Source organism: Streptosporangium sp. NPDC023825, from assembly GCF_040639575.1.
Classification (GTDB): domain Bacteria; phylum Actinomycetota; class Actinomycetes; order Streptosporangiales; family Streptosporangiaceae; genus Streptosporangium.
Genome location: NZ_JBFAAE010000061.1, coordinates 40,409 through 55,851, shown reverse-complemented (window position 1 = coordinate 55,851; position 15,443 = coordinate 40,409). Strand labels below are relative to the sequence as shown.

Here is a 15,443-nt window from a genome sequence, read left to right as displayed (position 1 = left end):
GATGGCCCCGTGTTCCAACCACCGGGTGTGACCGCCGCCTCCCCGCGCCGGGGCGCGTCCCGCGCGGCCCCCGCCCCCCCGGGGTCGCCGGGGGTCACGGCCCGGGCGCAACCCGTAACCGCCCTTGGCTTTGCCGTGGCGCTCTTGTGGTGATCACCCGTGGATGGGATCAGCACCGCCACCGCCGGACGACCGGGGATCGGACCCCTGGTCCGATCCCGCGCCCCCCGGCCCGGGTCACGAGGACCCGGGCCCCGGCGCCGGCCACGAACCCGGCCCCGGCCCCTCTCCCGGCTCCCCAGGTCACCGGCCGGGCTCCTCCCACGTCCCCGGCCCCGGTCCCTTTCCCGGCCGCGGGCTGGGAGGCCCCGATCCCGTCTTCGGTTACCCGCCCGCGGGGGAATCCTCCGGCGGTTTTCCCTGGCCGGGCGCCATCAGGCTGGGCGGACGCTGGCGCCGCCTGTTCGCGGGAATCCTCGACGTTCTCGTCGTCGGATTCCTCTCCTCGCCCTTTACCTACCGGACCGTCACCACCGTCACGGGCGCGGAGAGTGGTCTGTCGGTGCAGGTACCCTACGCGGAGACTCTCCTGGTGGCGGTGATCGGCTTCCTCTACTACTGGCTGCTGACCGCCTTCTGGAACGGTCAGACGCTCGGCAAGAAGATCTTCCGGCTGCGCGTGGCGGACACCAGCGGACACAAGGCCGGTGTCGGGCAGGTCGCGCTCCGTGAACTGGTCTCCTGGCTGATGTACTCCACCTGCTGCCTGGGCTGGATAGATGTGGCTTTCATCCTTTTCCAGTCGCGCAAGCAGGCCGTACACGACATCGCGGCCAGGACGCTTGTCATAGACGCCTGATCGGCGCAGGTCAGTCGCGTAGTGTGCCATTCCACGGGCTCGGCCGTCCGGCCGGGAAAGGGGCTTTAACGTATGGCGTCCAAACGGCTGGCCACCACGGCGACCGCCGCTCTTCTCAGCACGCTCGGGACCATCGGCACGGTCGCCTGCTCGGCCTCGAACGGGGCGACCGTCCCCCCGGCGAGCCCCACCAGATCGAACGCCTCCGCCGTGAGCCCCCTGAGGCCGGTCGCCTCCGCCTCCGACATCGCCGCCGCTCACGAGGCCGCCCCCGGCGCCCCGGGAATCGGCGACTCCGACTTCCCCACCGACGGCAACGGCGGCTACGACGTCGGCCACTACGGGCTCGAGCTGGGCTACGACCCGGCGTCCAAGCACCTGTCGGGAGTGGCCCGGATCTCGGCGCGGGCCACCCAGAACCTGGCGAGCTTCAACCTCGACCTCTCCGGTTTCACCGTCAGCCGGATCACCGTGGACGGCAGGCCCGCGAGGTTCGACAGGGCCGGGACCGAGCTGAGCGTCACCCCGGCCGCGTCCATCCCGAACGCCGCGGCGTTCACGGTCGAGGTCGCGTACGCCGGTGAGCCCAAACCGGTCCGGGGCTCCTCCAACCTGGGCACGTACGGCTTCATCCCGACCAAGGACGGCGCGTTCGTCACCTGCCAGCCCAACGGCGCCAAGACCTGGTTCCCCGGCAACGACCACCCCTCGGACAAGGCGAGTTACGACTTCGAGGTCACCGTGCCCGCCGGGCTGACCGCGCTGGCCAACGGCGAGCTCGTCGGCGCGCCGAAGACCGCCGGGGGCAGGACGACGTTCCGGTGGCGGGAGAGCCACCCGATGGCCAGTTACCTCGCCACCATGACGCTGGGCAAGTTCGAGATGCTGCAGGGCACGACCCCCGGGGGCCTGAAGAACGTCGCGGCCGTCGACCCGAGGTTCCGCGGCTCGCTGCGCAAGCTGTACGACGTGTCGGGACGGGTCACCGACTACTGGAGCACCGTCTTCGGCCCCTACCCCTTCTCCTCCACCGGAGGCGTGGTCGACGACTTCCCCGCCGGCTACGCGCTGGAGAACCAGACCAAGCCCATGTACGGCGGATTCGCCCCCGACGACGCCATCATCGCCCACGAGCTGGCCCACCAGTGGTTCGGCGACAGCCTCAGCATCACCCGCTGGAAGGACCTGTGGCTCAACGAGGGCTTCGCGACCTACGCCGAGTGGCTCTGGTCGGAGCACGAGGGCCAGGCCACCGCCGAGCAGCTCTTCCGCAGGCACTACGGCGCGGGGGCCGACGACCCGATCTGGAAGTACGCCCCCGGCCAGGCCAGGCCGGACGACCTTTTCAACAACTCCGTCTACACCCGGGGCGGCATGACGCTGCACGCGCTCAGGCAGCGGATCGGCGACCCTGCGTTCTTCAAGCTCCTGAAGGAGTGGAGCGCCGCGCACCGGTACGGGAGCGTCACGACCCCGGAATTCGTCGCGATGGCCGAGAAGATCTCCGGCAAGAAGCTCGGCCCCCTCTTCGACGCCTGGCTGTTCACCGCGAAGAAGCCGACCACCTGGTGAACCCGGCGAGGAGCCCCTGCGGGCCGGCCGGGCGGCTCACGTGACGATGATCTTGTATCCCTCGACGCGCAGGGAGCCCAGCACCTCCTCGGAGTGCACCGGCCCCTTGGTCTCCAGCTGGAGCTGGACCTCGACCTCCCCCAGGTGCATGCCCAGCCGCTCGTGCACGATGTCGAGCACGTTCGCGCCGAGTTCCGCCAGCTGCGACAGCAGCGCCGCCAGCGCGCCCGGCCGGTCGGAGAGCGGGACCCGCAGGGTGAGATAGCGCCCGGCGGCGGCCAGGCCGTGCCGGAGGACCTTGGCCAGCAGCAGCGGGTCGATGTTGCCGCCGGAGAGCACGGCCACCACGGGGGGCTCGAAGACGTGCGGGTGGGCCAGGATCGCGGCGACCCCGGCGACGCCCGCGGGCTCGACGACCTGCTTGGCGCGTTCGAGGCAGAGCACCAGCGCCTGGGAGATCTGACTCTCGGTGACGGTGACGACACTGTCGACCAGATAGTGGATCAGCTCGAAGGGCAGCTCACCCGGGCGGCCCACCGCGATGCCGTCGGCCATCGTCGAGGCGGGCCTGACCTCGACCGGGTGCCCGACGGCCAGCGACGCCGGGTAGGCGGCGGCCCTCTCCGCCTGGACCCCGACGATCCGCACGCCCGGCCGCAGCGACTTGACCGCGAGCGCCACCCCGGCCGCCAGCCCGCCCCCGCCCAGCGACATCACGATCGTGCCGACCTCGGGCAGCTGGTCCACGATCTCCAGCCCGATCGTGCCCTGCCCGGCGACGACGTCGGGATGGTCGAAGGGGTGGATGAACACGGCCCCGGTCCGGTTCGCGTGCTCCCTCGCCCGCTCCAGCGCGACGTCCACGGTGTCACCCGCGAAGAGCACCTCGGCGCCGTACGACCGGGTCGCGGCCACCTTGGGCAGCGGTGCCCCCTGCGGCATGTAGACCGTCGCCCCGGCGCCGACCAGGCCCGACGCGAGCGCGACCCCCTGCGCGTGGTTGCCCGCGCTGGCCGCGACCACTCCGCGCCGCCGCTCCTCCCCGGTCAGCCCGGCGATCCTGACGTACGCGCCCCGGATCTTGAACGAACCCGAGCGCTGCAGGTTCTCGCACTTGAGGTGCACGGGCCCGCCGATGATCTCGGAGAGCACGTGGGAGTGGAGCAGCGGAGTGCGCAGGGCGACGTCGGCCAGCAGCTCACGCGCGGCGACCACGTCGTCATAGGTCACCTGAGGGTCTGACATGCGGATCATCGTACGGCGTGCGCGCCCGCGGACCGGGCCAGGGAGCACGGAGGCCCGGCGAGGCGCGGGCTTCGCGGACGTCGCCTGTTGACCATACTTCGTGAGACGAAGTATGGTTCTCCGCATGGCCAAAGGATCCACCACGGTCAGCGAGCCCACCTATTTCATCCTCGCCTCGCTGCTCGACGGCCCGCTGCACGGGCACGCCATCATCAAACAGACCCTGGAGCTGTCGGAGAACCGGGTGAGGCTGCCGGTCGGCACGCTCTACGGCGCGCTCGACCGGCTCGCCGCCAACGGGCTGATCGCGGTCGACCGGGAGGAGGTCGTCGAGGGACGGCCGAGGAGATACTTCGTCCTCACCGACCGGGGCCGCACCCTGGTCGGCGCCGAGGCCCTGCGGATGCAGCAGGCCGCCTCGGTGGTCACGGCGCGGATCCTCCGTCCGGGATCGGCGTTCTCGTGACCGTCGCCGCCGCGGACCGCCGCACCCGTGCGGGAATCCTGGAGCGGCGGTACCTCCGGCTGCTGCGGGCCTACCCCCGCGCCTACCGGGAAGGGCACGGCGGCGAGCTCGTCGCGATCCTGCTCGCCACCGCCGAGCCGGGGCGGACCCTGCCCTCGGCCCGCGAGTCCCTCGCCCTGGTCCGCGGCGGGCTGCGGGCGCGGATGATCGGCACCACGGAGCGGCCCGGCTGGACCGACGGGCTCCACCTGGGGGTTCTGGCGGTCTCCGTCGCCCAGCTGGCCATGCTGGTGCCGTACGCGGCGACCATCCCGGTGTGGGTTGGCCTATCGGCACTCGCCGTGCTCCTGATCACGCTCGGCCGGGTGCGGGCCGCCCTGCCGGTGGTGACGCTGGTCGCGGTCAAGGTCTGCTCGATCACGCTGGGCCGCACCTGGCTGGACCTGACGGTGTTGCCGGTCGATCCGGACCCGTTCTGGGGCGGCGGGGCGCTGTACGGGGGCGGCGGCCCGGTGGCCCCGGTGGTGGGCTACGCCCTGGTCGTGCTGAGCCTGCTGGTGCTGGCCACCCGCGTGCCTCAGGTCGGCAGGCGCTCCTGGCTCTGGCTCGCGGCGGCCCCGCTGCTCGCCGGGGCGGACCCGGCGGGGCTCGACCTCTCCGAGGGCGCCGGTCCGCACACCGCGGTCAGGATCGGGCTGGAGATCGGAGTCCTCCTGCTCGCCGTCCGGGCCGGCCACGTGGCCCGCGACCCGCGCTGGGCCGTGGCCTGCGCGATCTACCTGATCCCGGTGTGCGCCGTCTACGCCGAGAACCTGGGCGCGCACGGGGAGAAGGACCTGGCGCACCTCGCACTGCTCATCCTGCTGACCGGCCTCGCCACCGCCGCGCCCCGCCACGCGAGACGGTACGCCCCACTCTGACCGGGCCATCCGGCCTGGATGAGAATGATCACCTTTGACGGAGTCATCCGTCTGAGAGGACTCCGTACCCTTCCCTTCTTTTCCGCGGGCGCCACCGCCCCGCGGCCATCCCCGCACGCCGAAACGAGGCCAACGATGACACGAGCTCTCACGACCATGCCCGCGGCCGGTCTCCTCCTGCTGCTGCTCTCCGGCTGCGCCGCGGCGGGAGCGCAGAGCGCACAGCCCGCGCCCTCGGGCGGCCCGCAGGACAAGCGCCGCCTGATGGAGGCGATGCGCACCGACTGCATGGAGCGCAAGGGCTTCAAATACGTCCAGAACATCCCCGAACCCCGGAAAACCTCCGCCGACGAGGAGCTGAGATCGGCAGGGGACTACCAAGCGATGCTGAAATATCGCGAGAAGTACGGCTTCGGAAGGTTCGCCAGCTACGTCCATCCCGACGATCCCGAGGTGCGGGCCGGAAGCACAGGCGAGCTGGTGTCCAGCCCACGCGTGCAGGCGGACCTGAGGCTCCAGAGGTCGATGTCCGAGACCCAGCGCGCGCAGTGGGTGGCCGCGAACGATACCTGCTACTCGGACGCGATCAAGGAGCTCACCGGCAGGACGGTCACCGGCGAGCAGGACCTGTGGCGGCAGATGGGCGAGATCTCCAGGCGGCTCAGGTCCGCCGAGATCGACGGCGACCCCGAGCTCGTCCGGCTCGCCCGCGACTACGGCGACTGCCTGCGGGGCAGGGGCGTCCGGGTCACTTCCCTCAAGCCGACCGAGATCGAGATGAGCGCCCAGTCGCACTTCGAGGCCGGGCTCGGAGCCGTCGCCCAGCGCAAGGACGGCGTCAAGGGCGGTGTCTACACCCCCGCCTTCTCCGCGCAGGAGGCCGCACCCTACCTCGCGAGGGAGGTGAAGGCCGCGATCGAGGACCTGGAGTGCGGCAAGGACTTCTACGCCGCCCACCGCCCCAAGGACAACGAGGTCTCGGAGAAGGTGCGGCGCGAACTGGGCGTGAGCGGGGAACTCCTGTGAGGACCTCCACCGCTCCCCGGCCGCGTCCCCGTTCACGGAAAAGGATCCCGACCATGCCACGAGCCGTCACGGGCGTGCCGGTGCTCGTTCTCACCCTGGCCGTACTGACCGGATGCGGTGAGGTTCCGACCGGCGGCGCGCTCGCCGCCGGGTCCGCGGACCTGACCTCCGAGCCGCAGGACAGGCGCCGCCTGATGGAGGCGATGCGTGTCGACTGCATGAAGCGCGAAGGCTTCAGGTACACGGCGGACGTGCCCGTGCCCAGGGTGCCCGTACCGGAAAAAATTCAGGAGGAGACCGGCGAGTATCAGAAGATAAAGCTTTACCGCCATAAATACGGCTTCGGGGTGTTCGCGCGCTACCTCTATCCCCGGCTCTACGACGAGCACGGGTTCGACACTCCCAACGGGCCGATTTTCAGGTCCCTGTCGCGGACCCAGCGAGCGGCGTGGCACGCGGCGGACGCGGCCTGTTACGGGACGGCGTTCTCGACGCTCACCGGCAGGAAGGTGACCTCGCCGTCCGACGCCTTCACCCAGATCAGCAAGAGGTCCGAGCAGCTCAAGAACGATGCCCTCGACGGGGACGCCCGGCTCGTCGAGCTCGCGCGCTCCTTCGGTGAATGTCTCAGCACCAGAGGCCACGAAATCCCCTCGTTCACCCCCACTCAGATCTCCCAGAACGGCCGCCTCAGGTTCGAGGCCGAGGCGGCGAAACTGGGTGCCGCGCAGAACCCGGACGCCCCGGGCACCGGCTCCTTCGTCCCCCAGCTGACCCCCGATCAGGCCAAGCCCTACCTGGAGAGGGAGATCAGCGCGGCGATCGAGGACCTGGAGTGTGGCCGGGACTTCTACGCCCGCTACAACCCCAGGTTGCGAGAGATCAGGGAGCAGGTCGACCGGGAGTTCGGGGTAAAGGACAGGTTGCTGTGACGAGTCTTCCGTTCGTCGCCCGAGCGGTCCCGCCACTCAACCGAACCGGGCGTCAGCGGACATCGATTCGGTACGACAGCTCGTAGCGATCACCGGGCACGACGATGTCGCAGGTCTCGACCGGGCGGTCTCCCGCGTGGTGCGTGCGGCCGACGACCATGACCTGAGAGGGCTGGGTGAGTCGCAGTCGCTCGGCCTCCTCGGGACGCGCGGCCCGCGAGGTGACGCGCTCGATCACGTGATCGATGTGGATGCCGAGAGTATCCATCCACCACCCTGCCCTGCGCGGGAGGCGTCGTTCGCGAAAGGTGATGCGCTTCGCGCCGATCGTGAGTAGCGGGTGAGCGGCCGGGGACTGGCGACCGTCGCCGTCGTCGCCTCCCGATTCGGCTATCGGGGCACCCAGGCCCTCGGCCGTGCCGCCTGGGGCCAGTCGTCCACCGTTTCCCGCCCGATCCCATCCGACAAACAGGTCGAGATGTGAGAACGCTCGGGTTCCGTACGGAAGCGGTGGAAGTCCCTTGGTGGCCCGGGCGATGATCCCTTCATGAAACGGCTCGTTGTGACGGCGGCGGCGATCTGCCTTCTGATCGTTCTGGGAGCGGCGGGCTTGTGGGCCCTGGAGTCGCGAGAGTCGGACCGGACGGGACTGGCGCGCGAGGAGATTCTCACCCTCGACGCCTCCACGCGGGCGACCTTCCTGCAGGTGGTCGACGACCACCTGCAGACGGCTCCCGAGCGGGTCGGGGACACCTTCCTGACCGATGAGAAACCCGAGCTCGGCCCGCGGACGTTCTGCCACGAAGATCTCATCGAGATCCGCAGGAAGAGCGCGAACGCCTACCTGGTCGGCGTCGTGGCCACGTGCGAGGAGTTCGCCCGCTCCGGCGACACGCTCCTGTCGGGGACCGGTTTCAGAAGTCCGCTGCTCGTCACTCTGGAGGCCGCCAAAGGCCGCTTCGAGGTCCGGCACGTCGAGGAGACCGGAGACGGCTCTATGAACCTGCCCTCCATCCGCGCGATGTTCTCCCCCGAAGGCGCACCCAGGGCACACGAGCTCAGTGGTTACGGCTCCCCCGATCTGCCGGAGGGAACCGGAGACGAGGCTCGCCTGGCCTTCGGCCTCCCCTTGACAGCGAAGATCGTTCACCCTTAACCCGTCCCCGGTCCCGCGGAACCGGCCGTACCGAGATCCGACAGAAGGAGACGACCCGATGAGCAGCCATCGCGGGTGGTGTGAGAGCGGCCACCTGGAGCGGGCGATCGAGACAGCCGGTGGGCCGGAGCGGTTCGAGGCGGAGGTCCGGCACCTGCGAGACGAGCGCCGGAGCCAGCGTCTCACTGAGGTGCGTATCGAGAACGAAGTCAGACATCAGTATTACGAAAATTACCTGCCAGGGTATTACTGTAATAGTCGTGAAGCAATCGGTGACGATTCCTCCTGAGCTCTACGAGCGGGGAATCGGAGTCATCCGGCCGCGCGACCTCGCCGACCGGTACTCGCAGCCCGCCAAGGAGGCGAGGCGACTGGCAGGCCTCGGCGCGCTCCGTCCGCTCAGTCACGGCTACTACGTCGTGGCTCCTCCCTCGCGCATCACCGACGAGCACTGGCGCCCGAGCGTCGAGGCGGTGGGCATGGCCGTCGCAGTCATCGACTACGGGACCGAGGAAACCGCTCTGGCGGGCATCTCGGCGGCCCGTGTTCTAGGGGCGATTCCACGTGCGCTCGGTGCCTGCGTCGTAGCGGTTCCCAGACAGCGGCCGTCATTGAACACGGCTTTCGGACACATCGAATTCGTCCGCAGGCGAGTCGCGACGCTGGACGTACAACGCACTCGAACCGAACTGGCCGACGGATACGTCACCACCGTTGAGCAGACCCTCGTGGATCTGGCGGATCGACCTGAGTTGGGAGGTACGACACCCCGGCAGATCAGCGAGGCGATTTTGTCGCTGATTGTGCGAGCCGACTGGGATGCCGTCCTCGATCTGGCCCGCGAACAACGTAAACACTCCGCCTACATCCGCGCTCGCTGGCTAGCCTCCCAGGTCATGGATCCCGTCCCAGCGGAGTGGCGTTACGCCAGGCCCGTTTCGTCAGCCGGCCTCACCGGTCCGGTCGAGGACGCGGACCGGTTAGGAGTCACCCTCGATGATCTCTAGTGTCGAGCTCCGCCACTGGAGCAAGGTTTTCGACGCCACCGACGAGCAGATTCGACGCGATCACTTGATCAGTCACGTTCTCTCACATCTGGCGCACATAGAAGAACCAGGGCTGGTCTTCTACGGCGGTACCGCGCTCGCCCGGACACATCTCGACACATTCAGGCTTTCGGAGGACGTCGATCTGCTGGCACGTCCTCGAAACCGGTGGAATCAAGTCATCGAGACTCGTCTGCTCCGTGCTCTGCGACGCGAGTTCGGCACGGTCACCTGGACTGTCTCCCCTTGCGAGGCAAAAGAACCCGCTGCCGCGCTACTTCACACCGAAGGCGCCCTCCAGCTCAAGATTCAGGTCGCCGAGCTCGACTACGACCGTGGTTTGTGGCCCACCGAAAAGCGTTCGATTCTCATGCGCTACAAAGACCTGTCACCCATATCCATGACCGTTCCCACAGCAACGGCCTTCGCGGCGATGAAAATGTCCGCTTACCTGAATCGGTTCGCGCCACGTGACCTCGCCGATCTCGCGGAGCTGGCGAACCGGGGAATGATCGATGCCGAAGCGATCGCGCTGGCGCGGCGTGTCATCGGATGGGCCCCGTCACCCCGTATGTTCTCCTCTGTTCCTTCCGGCACGACGAACTCATGGGAGGTTGATCTCGCTCATCAGCTGGCGGCCCTGCCTGATCCGGATGACTGCCTGAGACGGGTGAGAACCGCGCTCACCGAAGCTCTTCGCGGCTGAACGCACTGCTCCTGGAGGGCGTCACGAGCTCTCGGCCGGCTGGTGGGAGGAGAAGACCAGGACCGAGGCGGTGAAGCCGTGGACGTGGTTGTGGCCCCCCACGGGGCCCACCTCTCCGGCGGCGAAGAAACCGGCCACCCCGATGGGGCCCAGGGTGTCGCGGACGGCGACGGCGTCGTGGTCGGCGCTGCCGAACATGGCCGAGCCCCGGCCGTTGCAGGAGAACAGCAGGGCGCCGTCCACCCGGCCGAACTCCTCGCGGTGGGCGTCCAGCAGCTCGTACAGGTCCTCGTCGGCGGTGGCGGCGTCGCGGACCTGGAAGCGGACGGTACGGCCGATCTCGACGACGTCGCCGATGGCCACGGCCTCCCGCTCGGGGTCGATGCCCAGCACCCCCCGGATCAGGAAGTCGCCGTGCTCGTGCTTCTCGGCGTACTCGTCCATGGCGATGCCGATCTGCAGCCCCGAGGCGACCAGGTCGCGGTCGTCCTCGTCCAGGGCGCTGACGATCTCCTCCAGCCGCGCCAGGGCGGGCTGTCCGGCGAGTTCGAGCAGGAGGTTGTCCTCGGCGGAGGTGACGGCCATCGTCGGGCCGATCGGGCGGCAGCCCTGGCTGACGACGGTGCTGACGTTGAGGGCGCCGCTGAGCAGCACCCCGACGGCCCCCTCGGTGTGGATCTCCCCGTTGGCGAACAGCCGGACCGCGCCGCGGCCCTGGATGGCGTTGGCCAGGCCGCCGATCAGGGGGAGGTTGCCCATGACCTCCTCGGAACGCTCGACGAAGCCGTCGGTGGGGAAGCTGTAGGGGTCGGCGAGCAGGATGGCGGCGTGGTCGTCGGGGGCGCGGTCGGGCAGGCCGACCACGACGAACCGGTCGTCGGTCCTCAGCGTGTCGAGCGCGAAGGTCGTCAGCCGGGCCCCGCCCAGGGAGGCGGCCCAGGCGCTCACCGCGGGGGTGACCTCGACCCCCTGCCCGTCACCGATGACCCCGGTGGCACTGCACCCGAGGACGGCGGCGCCGGGTGCCAGGCTCATCGCGCGCAGCCCGGCGCGGGAGACGTCGTCGGGGTCGTCCCCGCAGATGAAGAAGCAGAGCAGGTCGGCCGGTCCGGACAGGCCGGACAGGGCTTGGCGCACCGCGGTCTCGGCCGCGGAGACCAGATCGGACCCCACCGCGAGGCCGTCGGCGAAACGGCTCGTCATCAGCGCCACTCGTCTCGCCTCTCCTTCTTGATCCCTTGTCCGGGCACTCCCCGGGGAGTGCCCGGATCTCACCGGAAGCTCGTCCTGAAGCCCTGAGCCTTGAATCCTGCCGTGAATGCTGCCGCGGAGCCTGTCGTGAAGCCGTGAAGCCCCTCAGTGCCGGAACACCGGGAACTCCGGAGATCCCACGTGGCGGCCCCTTCCAAGGTCGTCCCGGCTCCCCGGCCGGGGAGCCGTCCGATGCCTTGTCTTGGAGCGATTCTCCCCACTGCCGAGACAAGCACTCACGTTGACCGCCACGCAATCGTCAAGATCCGAAAGAGGGATGAGAGTGCCGGATCGGGCGTTGTGGACGTAGGCTCGATCCCGTGCCTCACATCCCAGAGCCACGAACTCTGCGCGAGCTGCGCGCGAGCGGCCATATACACCGTACGGTAAAGGCCGAGATCCGTGAGAATCTCCTGACCCGCCTGCGGGCAGGAGAGCCGCGGTTCCCCGGCATCGTGGGCTTCGACGACACCGTCCTGCCATACCTGGAGCGAGCGCTGCTCGCCGGGCACGACCTGGTCCTGCTCGGTGAGCGGGGTCAGGGCAAGACCCGGCTGATCCGCACCGTGACCGGGCTCCTCGACGAATGGACCCCCGTCGTCGAGGGCTGTGAGATCAACGACCACCCCTACGAACCCTCCTGCGTCCGCTGCCGCCGCCTGGCCGGCGAGGCGGGCGAGGAGCTGCCGATCTCCTGGAAGCACCGGGACGAGCGGTACGGCGAGAAGCTCGCCACCCCCGACACCTCCGTCGGCGACCTGATCGGCGACATCGACCCGATCAAGATCGCCGAAGGACGCACGCTCGGCGACCCGGAGACCGTCCACTACGGCCTGGTCCCCAGGAGCAACCGCGGGGTGTTCTCCGTCAACGAGCTGCCCGACCTGGCCGAGCGCATCCAGGTGTCGCTGCTCAACGTGCTGGAGGAGCGCGACATCCAGGTCAGGGGCTACAACCTGCGCCTGCCCCTGGACATCCTGCTGATCGCGAGCGCCAACCCCGAGGACTACACCAACCGCGGCCGGATCATCACCCCGCTGAAGGACCGCTTCGGCGCCGAGATCCGCACCCACTACCCGCTGTCGATCGAGACCGAGCTGGTCCTGATCCGCCAGGAGGCCGCGCTCGGCCAGGTGGGTGCCGACCTGCCCGACCACCTGATCGAGGTGATCGCCCGGTTCACCCGGCTGGTCCGCGAGTCCACCGCGGTGGACGCCCGCTCGGGGGTCTCGGCCCGCTTCTCCATCGCCGCCGCCGAGACCGCCGCGGCCTCCGCCGTACGGCGTGCCGCGCTGACCGGCGAGGACCACGCGGTGGCCAGGGTCGCCGACCTGCCGGGGATCGTGCACACGCTGCGCGGCAAGGTGGAGTTCGAGGTCAGCGAGGAGGGCCGGGAGACCGAGGTGCTCTCGCACCTGCTGCGCAGGGCGGTGGCCGAGACGTTCCGCGGCACGCTCGGCGGCACGGACCTGAACCCGCTGCTGGAGAAGTTCTCCGAGGGCATCCAGGTGGAGTCGGGGGTGACGGTTCCCGCGGCCGAGCTGCTGCGCAGGATCGGCCCGGTCCCGGGTCTGGCAAGGATCATGTCCCAGCTCGGCATCGGCGACGAGTCCCCCGGGCACGCCGCCGCCGCGCTGGAATTCGCCATGGAGGGTCTTTACCTCCTGCGCCGGCTGTCCAAGGACGAGGTGGACGGCACGACGGTTTACCGCACCTGAGGTGTCTGCATGAGCTATCGCTATGGCGAGTACCGTGACGGGCCCGACCCGCTCGCCCCGCCGTACGACGTCCGTTCGGCGCTGGACCGGATGGGCGACGCGATCCTGTCCGGTTCCAATCCCGCGCACGCCCTGCGCGACCTGCTCAAGGAGGGCCTGCCGGGCGCGCAGGACCGTCGTGGCCTTGAGGATCTTCTCCGCGAGGTGCGGCGGCGCCGCCGCGAGCTGCGCGAGCACGGCCGTCTCGACGGCACGCTGGAGCGGGCCAGGGCGCTGCTGGACAAGGCGATCGGCCAGGAGCGGGCCGAGCTGTTCCCCGACCCCTCCGACGAGGCCCGGCTGCGCGAGGCGGAGCTGGCGGCCCTCCCCGACGACACGGCGAGCGCCATCCGGGAGCTGGGCACCTACCGGTGGCGCTCGGCCGCCGCCCAGCGGACCTTCGAGGAGCTGCGCGACCTGCTGCGCAGGGAGGTGCTCGACAGCCAGTTCCGCGGCATGCGGCAGTCTCTGGCCAACCCCGACCCGGCCGCCATGGAGCGGGTCAGGGAGATGATGTCCGATTTGAACGACATGCTTGACCGGGACTCCCGGGGTGAGCACACCCAGGCCGACTTCGAGCGGTTCATGTCGAAATATGGGGACATGTTCCCGGAGTCGCCGCGGAACCTGGAGGAGCTGGTCGACGCCCTGGCCCGGCGGGCCGCGGCCACCCAGCGCCTGCTGGCCTCCCTGACCCCGGCCCAGCGCCAGGAGCTCGACCAGCTGATCGAGCAGACCCTCCAGCAGGCCGGGCTGGACGAGCAGATGCGCCGCCTGGGCGAATCCCTCTACGCCCGCCGTCCCGACCTGGCCTGGAACACCCCGGAGCGGCTGAGCGGCAACGAGCCGATGGGGATGTCCGACGCCGTGGGCGCGCTGGACGAGCTCGCCGACCTGACCCAGCTGGAGGCCGCGCTCCGCCAGGACTACCCCGGCGCCCGCATGGACGACATCGACGAGGCGGCGATCCGGCGCGCCCTGGGCCGGTCGGCGGTCGACGACCTGGAGGCGCTCAAGCAGATCGAGCGCGAGCTGGAGCAGCAGGGCTACCTCCTGCGCCGGCGCGGCAAGCTGGAGCTCACCCCCAAGGCCGTACGGCGGCTGGGAGAGACCGCGCTGCGCCGCGTCTTCGCCTCCCTGGAGAGCGGGCGCCGCGGCGACCACGACCAGGTGGACGCGGGCTCGGCCGGCGAGCTCACCGGCTCCACCCGGCCCTGGCGGTTCGGCGACGAGCAGCCGATCGACGTGGTCCGCACGGTGATCAACGGTGTCCGGCGCGGCGGGAGCGGCGGCACGGTGACCCTGTCGGTCGACGACTTCGAGGTGGCCGAGACCGAGCGGCGCACGGCGGCCGCGGTGTGCCTGCTGGTCGACCTGTCCTACTCGATGGCGCTGCGCGGGACCTGGGCGGCCGCCAAGCAGACGGCGATGGCGCTGCAGGCGCTGGTGGCCTCGAAGTTCCCCCAGGACTCGGTGCAGATCATCGGCTTCTCCAACTACGCCCGGGTGCTGCAGCCCGACGAGCTGGCGGGGCTGGAGTGGGACATGGTGCAGGGGACGAACCTGCACCACGCCCTGCTGATCGCCGGACGCCACCTGGACCGCCACCCCGACTTCGAGCCGGTCGTGCTCGTGGTCACCGACGGTGAGCCCACCGCCCACCTGCGGCGCAACGGCTCGGCGGCCTTCGAGTGGCCGCCCACCCAGGAGACGCTGGAGCTGACCCTCGCCGAGGTCGACAAGATGACCCGCCGCAGGGCGACGCTCAACGTCTTCATGCTCGCCGACGACGAGCGCCTGAAGGAGTTCGTGAACGAGGTCGGGCGCCGCAACGGCGGCCGGGTCTTCTCCCCCGGCGCCGACCGCCTGGGAGAGTACGTCGTCAGCGACTTCCTGCGGTCCCGCCGCACCCGCTGAGCCCTACGGGGGTCAGGCGTTGACGTAGGCGGCGTAGCCGTCGAGCGCCAGATCGAAGCCGTCGCGGTGGTGGCGGTGGGAGCGGTAGCAGGGCCGCCACGCCGTGCTGTTGCCGACGCCCGCGCGGGCGTCGGCGATCGCGGCGGGGACCCGCTCGGGGGAGAGCAGGAGGCCGCCGCCGAGATAACGGTCGTCGGTGAGGACCGTGGGGGTCGCGGGGCCGCCGCTCGCGTAGCGGCCACGGCGCCAGCCGCTCTCCTCGTCCCAGACCAGCGCGTCGCCGCCGATCAGGCGGATGGTGACGGTCCGCGGGTCGCAGGGCCCCTGCCACCAGCTCTCGACCTGGTCGCCCAGCGCCTCGACGACGAGGCCGGCGTAGCGGGACGGCTGCTCCCGCCATTCCTCGGTGTACGGCTCGACATGTTTGACACCCACGGCGGGCACTCCCTTGTGCCGTCTTACTCTGTCCGATGGAACGCCCGCCCGGCACGACCACGGCTTCACCGCCGCCGGTCTCATCACACGGAACGAGCTCGCCCACGATCCTACTAACCCCGCGGACGTGCTCCGAGCGGAATGCGAAGATCGAC

The 15,443-nt window shown here is 70.0% G+C and carries 15 protein-coding genes; 11 read left to right on the top strand and 4 right to left on the bottom strand.

The features are described 5' to 3' along the window. Positions 1–163 precede the first annotated feature (163 nt). Both AB0G15_RS35330 and AB0G15_RS35325 read left to right on the top strand, forming a co-directional pair. A complete protein-coding gene (locus AB0G15_RS35330; RefSeq protein WP_362848529.1) occupies positions 164–859 on the top strand; it encodes an RDD family protein in 696 nt (231 codons plus the stop codon). A 72-nt stretch (positions 860–931) separates the two neighbouring features. Further along, positions 932–2,431, top strand: coding sequence for a M1 family metallopeptidase (locus tag AB0G15_RS35325; protein WP_362848526.1), 1,500 nt, complete (start codon positions 932–934; stop codon positions 2,429–2,431). Positions 2,432–2,467: 36 nt separating this feature from the next. Here AB0G15_RS35325 and ilvA read toward each other — a convergent pair whose 3' ends face one another. Further along, the gene (gene ilvA, locus AB0G15_RS35320) at positions 2,468–3,676 is read right to left on the bottom strand and encodes a threonine ammonia-lyase (RefSeq protein WP_362848523.1); all 1,209 of its coding nucleotides are present in this window, start codon (positions 3,674–3,676) and stop codon (positions 2,468–2,470) included. Positions 3,677–3,800: 124 nt separating this feature from the next. Between ilvA and AB0G15_RS35315 the strand changes: the two genes are divergently transcribed. The 4 genes from AB0G15_RS35315 (at position 3,801) to AB0G15_RS35300 (ending at position 7,020) form a co-directional block, all read left to right on the top strand. Next, positions 3,801–4,142, top strand: coding sequence for a PadR family transcriptional regulator (locus tag AB0G15_RS35315; RefSeq protein ID WP_362848520.1), 342 nt, complete (start codon positions 3,801–3,803; stop codon positions 4,140–4,142). Next, positions 4,139–5,062 (top strand): hypothetical protein, encoded by a 924-nt coding sequence (locus AB0G15_RS35310; protein ID WP_362848517.1) that lies wholly within the window; start codon positions 4,139–4,141, stop codon positions 5,060–5,062. The genes AB0G15_RS35315 and AB0G15_RS35310 overlap by 4 nt, the downstream gene beginning before the upstream one ends. A 135-nt stretch (positions 5,063–5,197) precedes the next feature. Then, on the top strand, positions 5,198–6,088 hold the full coding sequence (locus AB0G15_RS35305) for a hypothetical protein (protein WP_362848515.1): 891 nt from the start codon (positions 5,198–5,200) through the stop codon (positions 6,086–6,088). A 53-nt stretch (positions 6,089–6,141) separates the two neighbouring features. Continuing rightward, positions 6,142–7,020 carry a hypothetical protein gene (locus AB0G15_RS35300; RefSeq protein ID WP_362848512.1) on the top strand — a complete coding sequence of 293 codons (879 nt, stop codon included), beginning with the start codon at positions 6,142–6,144 and terminating at the stop codon, positions 7,018–7,020. 52 nt (positions 7,021–7,072) lie between these two features. Here the strand turns inward: AB0G15_RS35300 and AB0G15_RS35295 are convergent, their stop codons facing one another. Then, complete coding sequence (locus AB0G15_RS35295; RefSeq protein WP_362848509.1) at positions 7,073–7,288, bottom strand: UTRA domain-containing protein; 216 nt, start codon at positions 7,286–7,288, stop codon at positions 7,073–7,075. Positions 7,289–7,567: 279 nt separating this feature from the next. Here AB0G15_RS35295 and AB0G15_RS35290 point away from each other — a divergent pair, with 279 nt between their 5' ends. The 3 genes from AB0G15_RS35290 (at position 7,568) to AB0G15_RS35280 (ending at position 9,928) form a co-directional block, all read left to right on the top strand. Further along, positions 7,568–8,176, top strand: a complete 609-nt coding sequence (locus tag AB0G15_RS35290) for a hypothetical protein (protein ID WP_362848506.1) — start codon at positions 7,568–7,570, stop codon at positions 8,174–8,176. Between the two features lie 260 nt (positions 8,177–8,436). Continuing rightward, entirely contained in the window at positions 8,437–9,183 is a 747-nt protein-coding gene (locus tag AB0G15_RS35285; RefSeq protein WP_362848503.1) for a type IV toxin-antitoxin system AbiEi family antitoxin, read from the top strand. Next, positions 9,173–9,928 carry a nucleotidyl transferase AbiEii/AbiGii toxin family protein gene (locus tag AB0G15_RS35280; protein ID WP_362848500.1) on the top strand — a complete coding sequence of 252 codons (756 nt, stop codon included), beginning with the start codon at positions 9,173–9,175 and terminating at the stop codon, positions 9,926–9,928. The genes AB0G15_RS35285 and AB0G15_RS35280 overlap by 11 nt, the downstream gene beginning before the upstream one ends. 21 nt (positions 9,929–9,949) lie before the next feature. Here AB0G15_RS35280 and AB0G15_RS35275 read toward each other — a convergent pair whose 3' ends face one another. Next, the gene (locus tag AB0G15_RS35275) at positions 9,950–11,131 is read right to left on the bottom strand and encodes an FIST N-terminal domain-containing protein (protein ID WP_362848532.1); all 1,182 of its coding nucleotides are present in this window, start codon (positions 11,129–11,131) and stop codon (positions 9,950–9,952) included. Between the two features lie 368 nt (positions 11,132–11,499). Between AB0G15_RS35275 and AB0G15_RS35270 the strand changes: the two genes are divergently transcribed. Continuing rightward, the gene (locus tag AB0G15_RS35270) at positions 11,500–12,897 is read left to right on the top strand and encodes a sigma 54-interacting transcriptional regulator (RefSeq protein ID WP_362848497.1); all 1,398 of its coding nucleotides are present in this window, start codon (positions 11,500–11,502) and stop codon (positions 12,895–12,897) included. Between the two features lie 9 nt (positions 12,898–12,906). Continuing rightward, complete coding sequence (locus tag AB0G15_RS35265) at positions 12,907–14,853, top strand: hypothetical protein (RefSeq protein ID WP_362848494.1); 1,947 nt, start codon at positions 12,907–12,909, stop codon at positions 14,851–14,853. Between the two features lie 12 nt (positions 14,854–14,865). On the opposite strand, the gene AB0G15_RS35260 is transcribed toward AB0G15_RS35265, so the two are convergent. Next, positions 14,866–15,288 (bottom strand): DUF6292 family protein, encoded by a 423-nt coding sequence (locus tag AB0G15_RS35260; RefSeq protein ID WP_362848491.1) that lies wholly within the window; start codon positions 15,286–15,288, stop codon positions 14,866–14,868. Between the last annotated feature and the right edge of the window lie 155 nt (positions 15,289–15,443).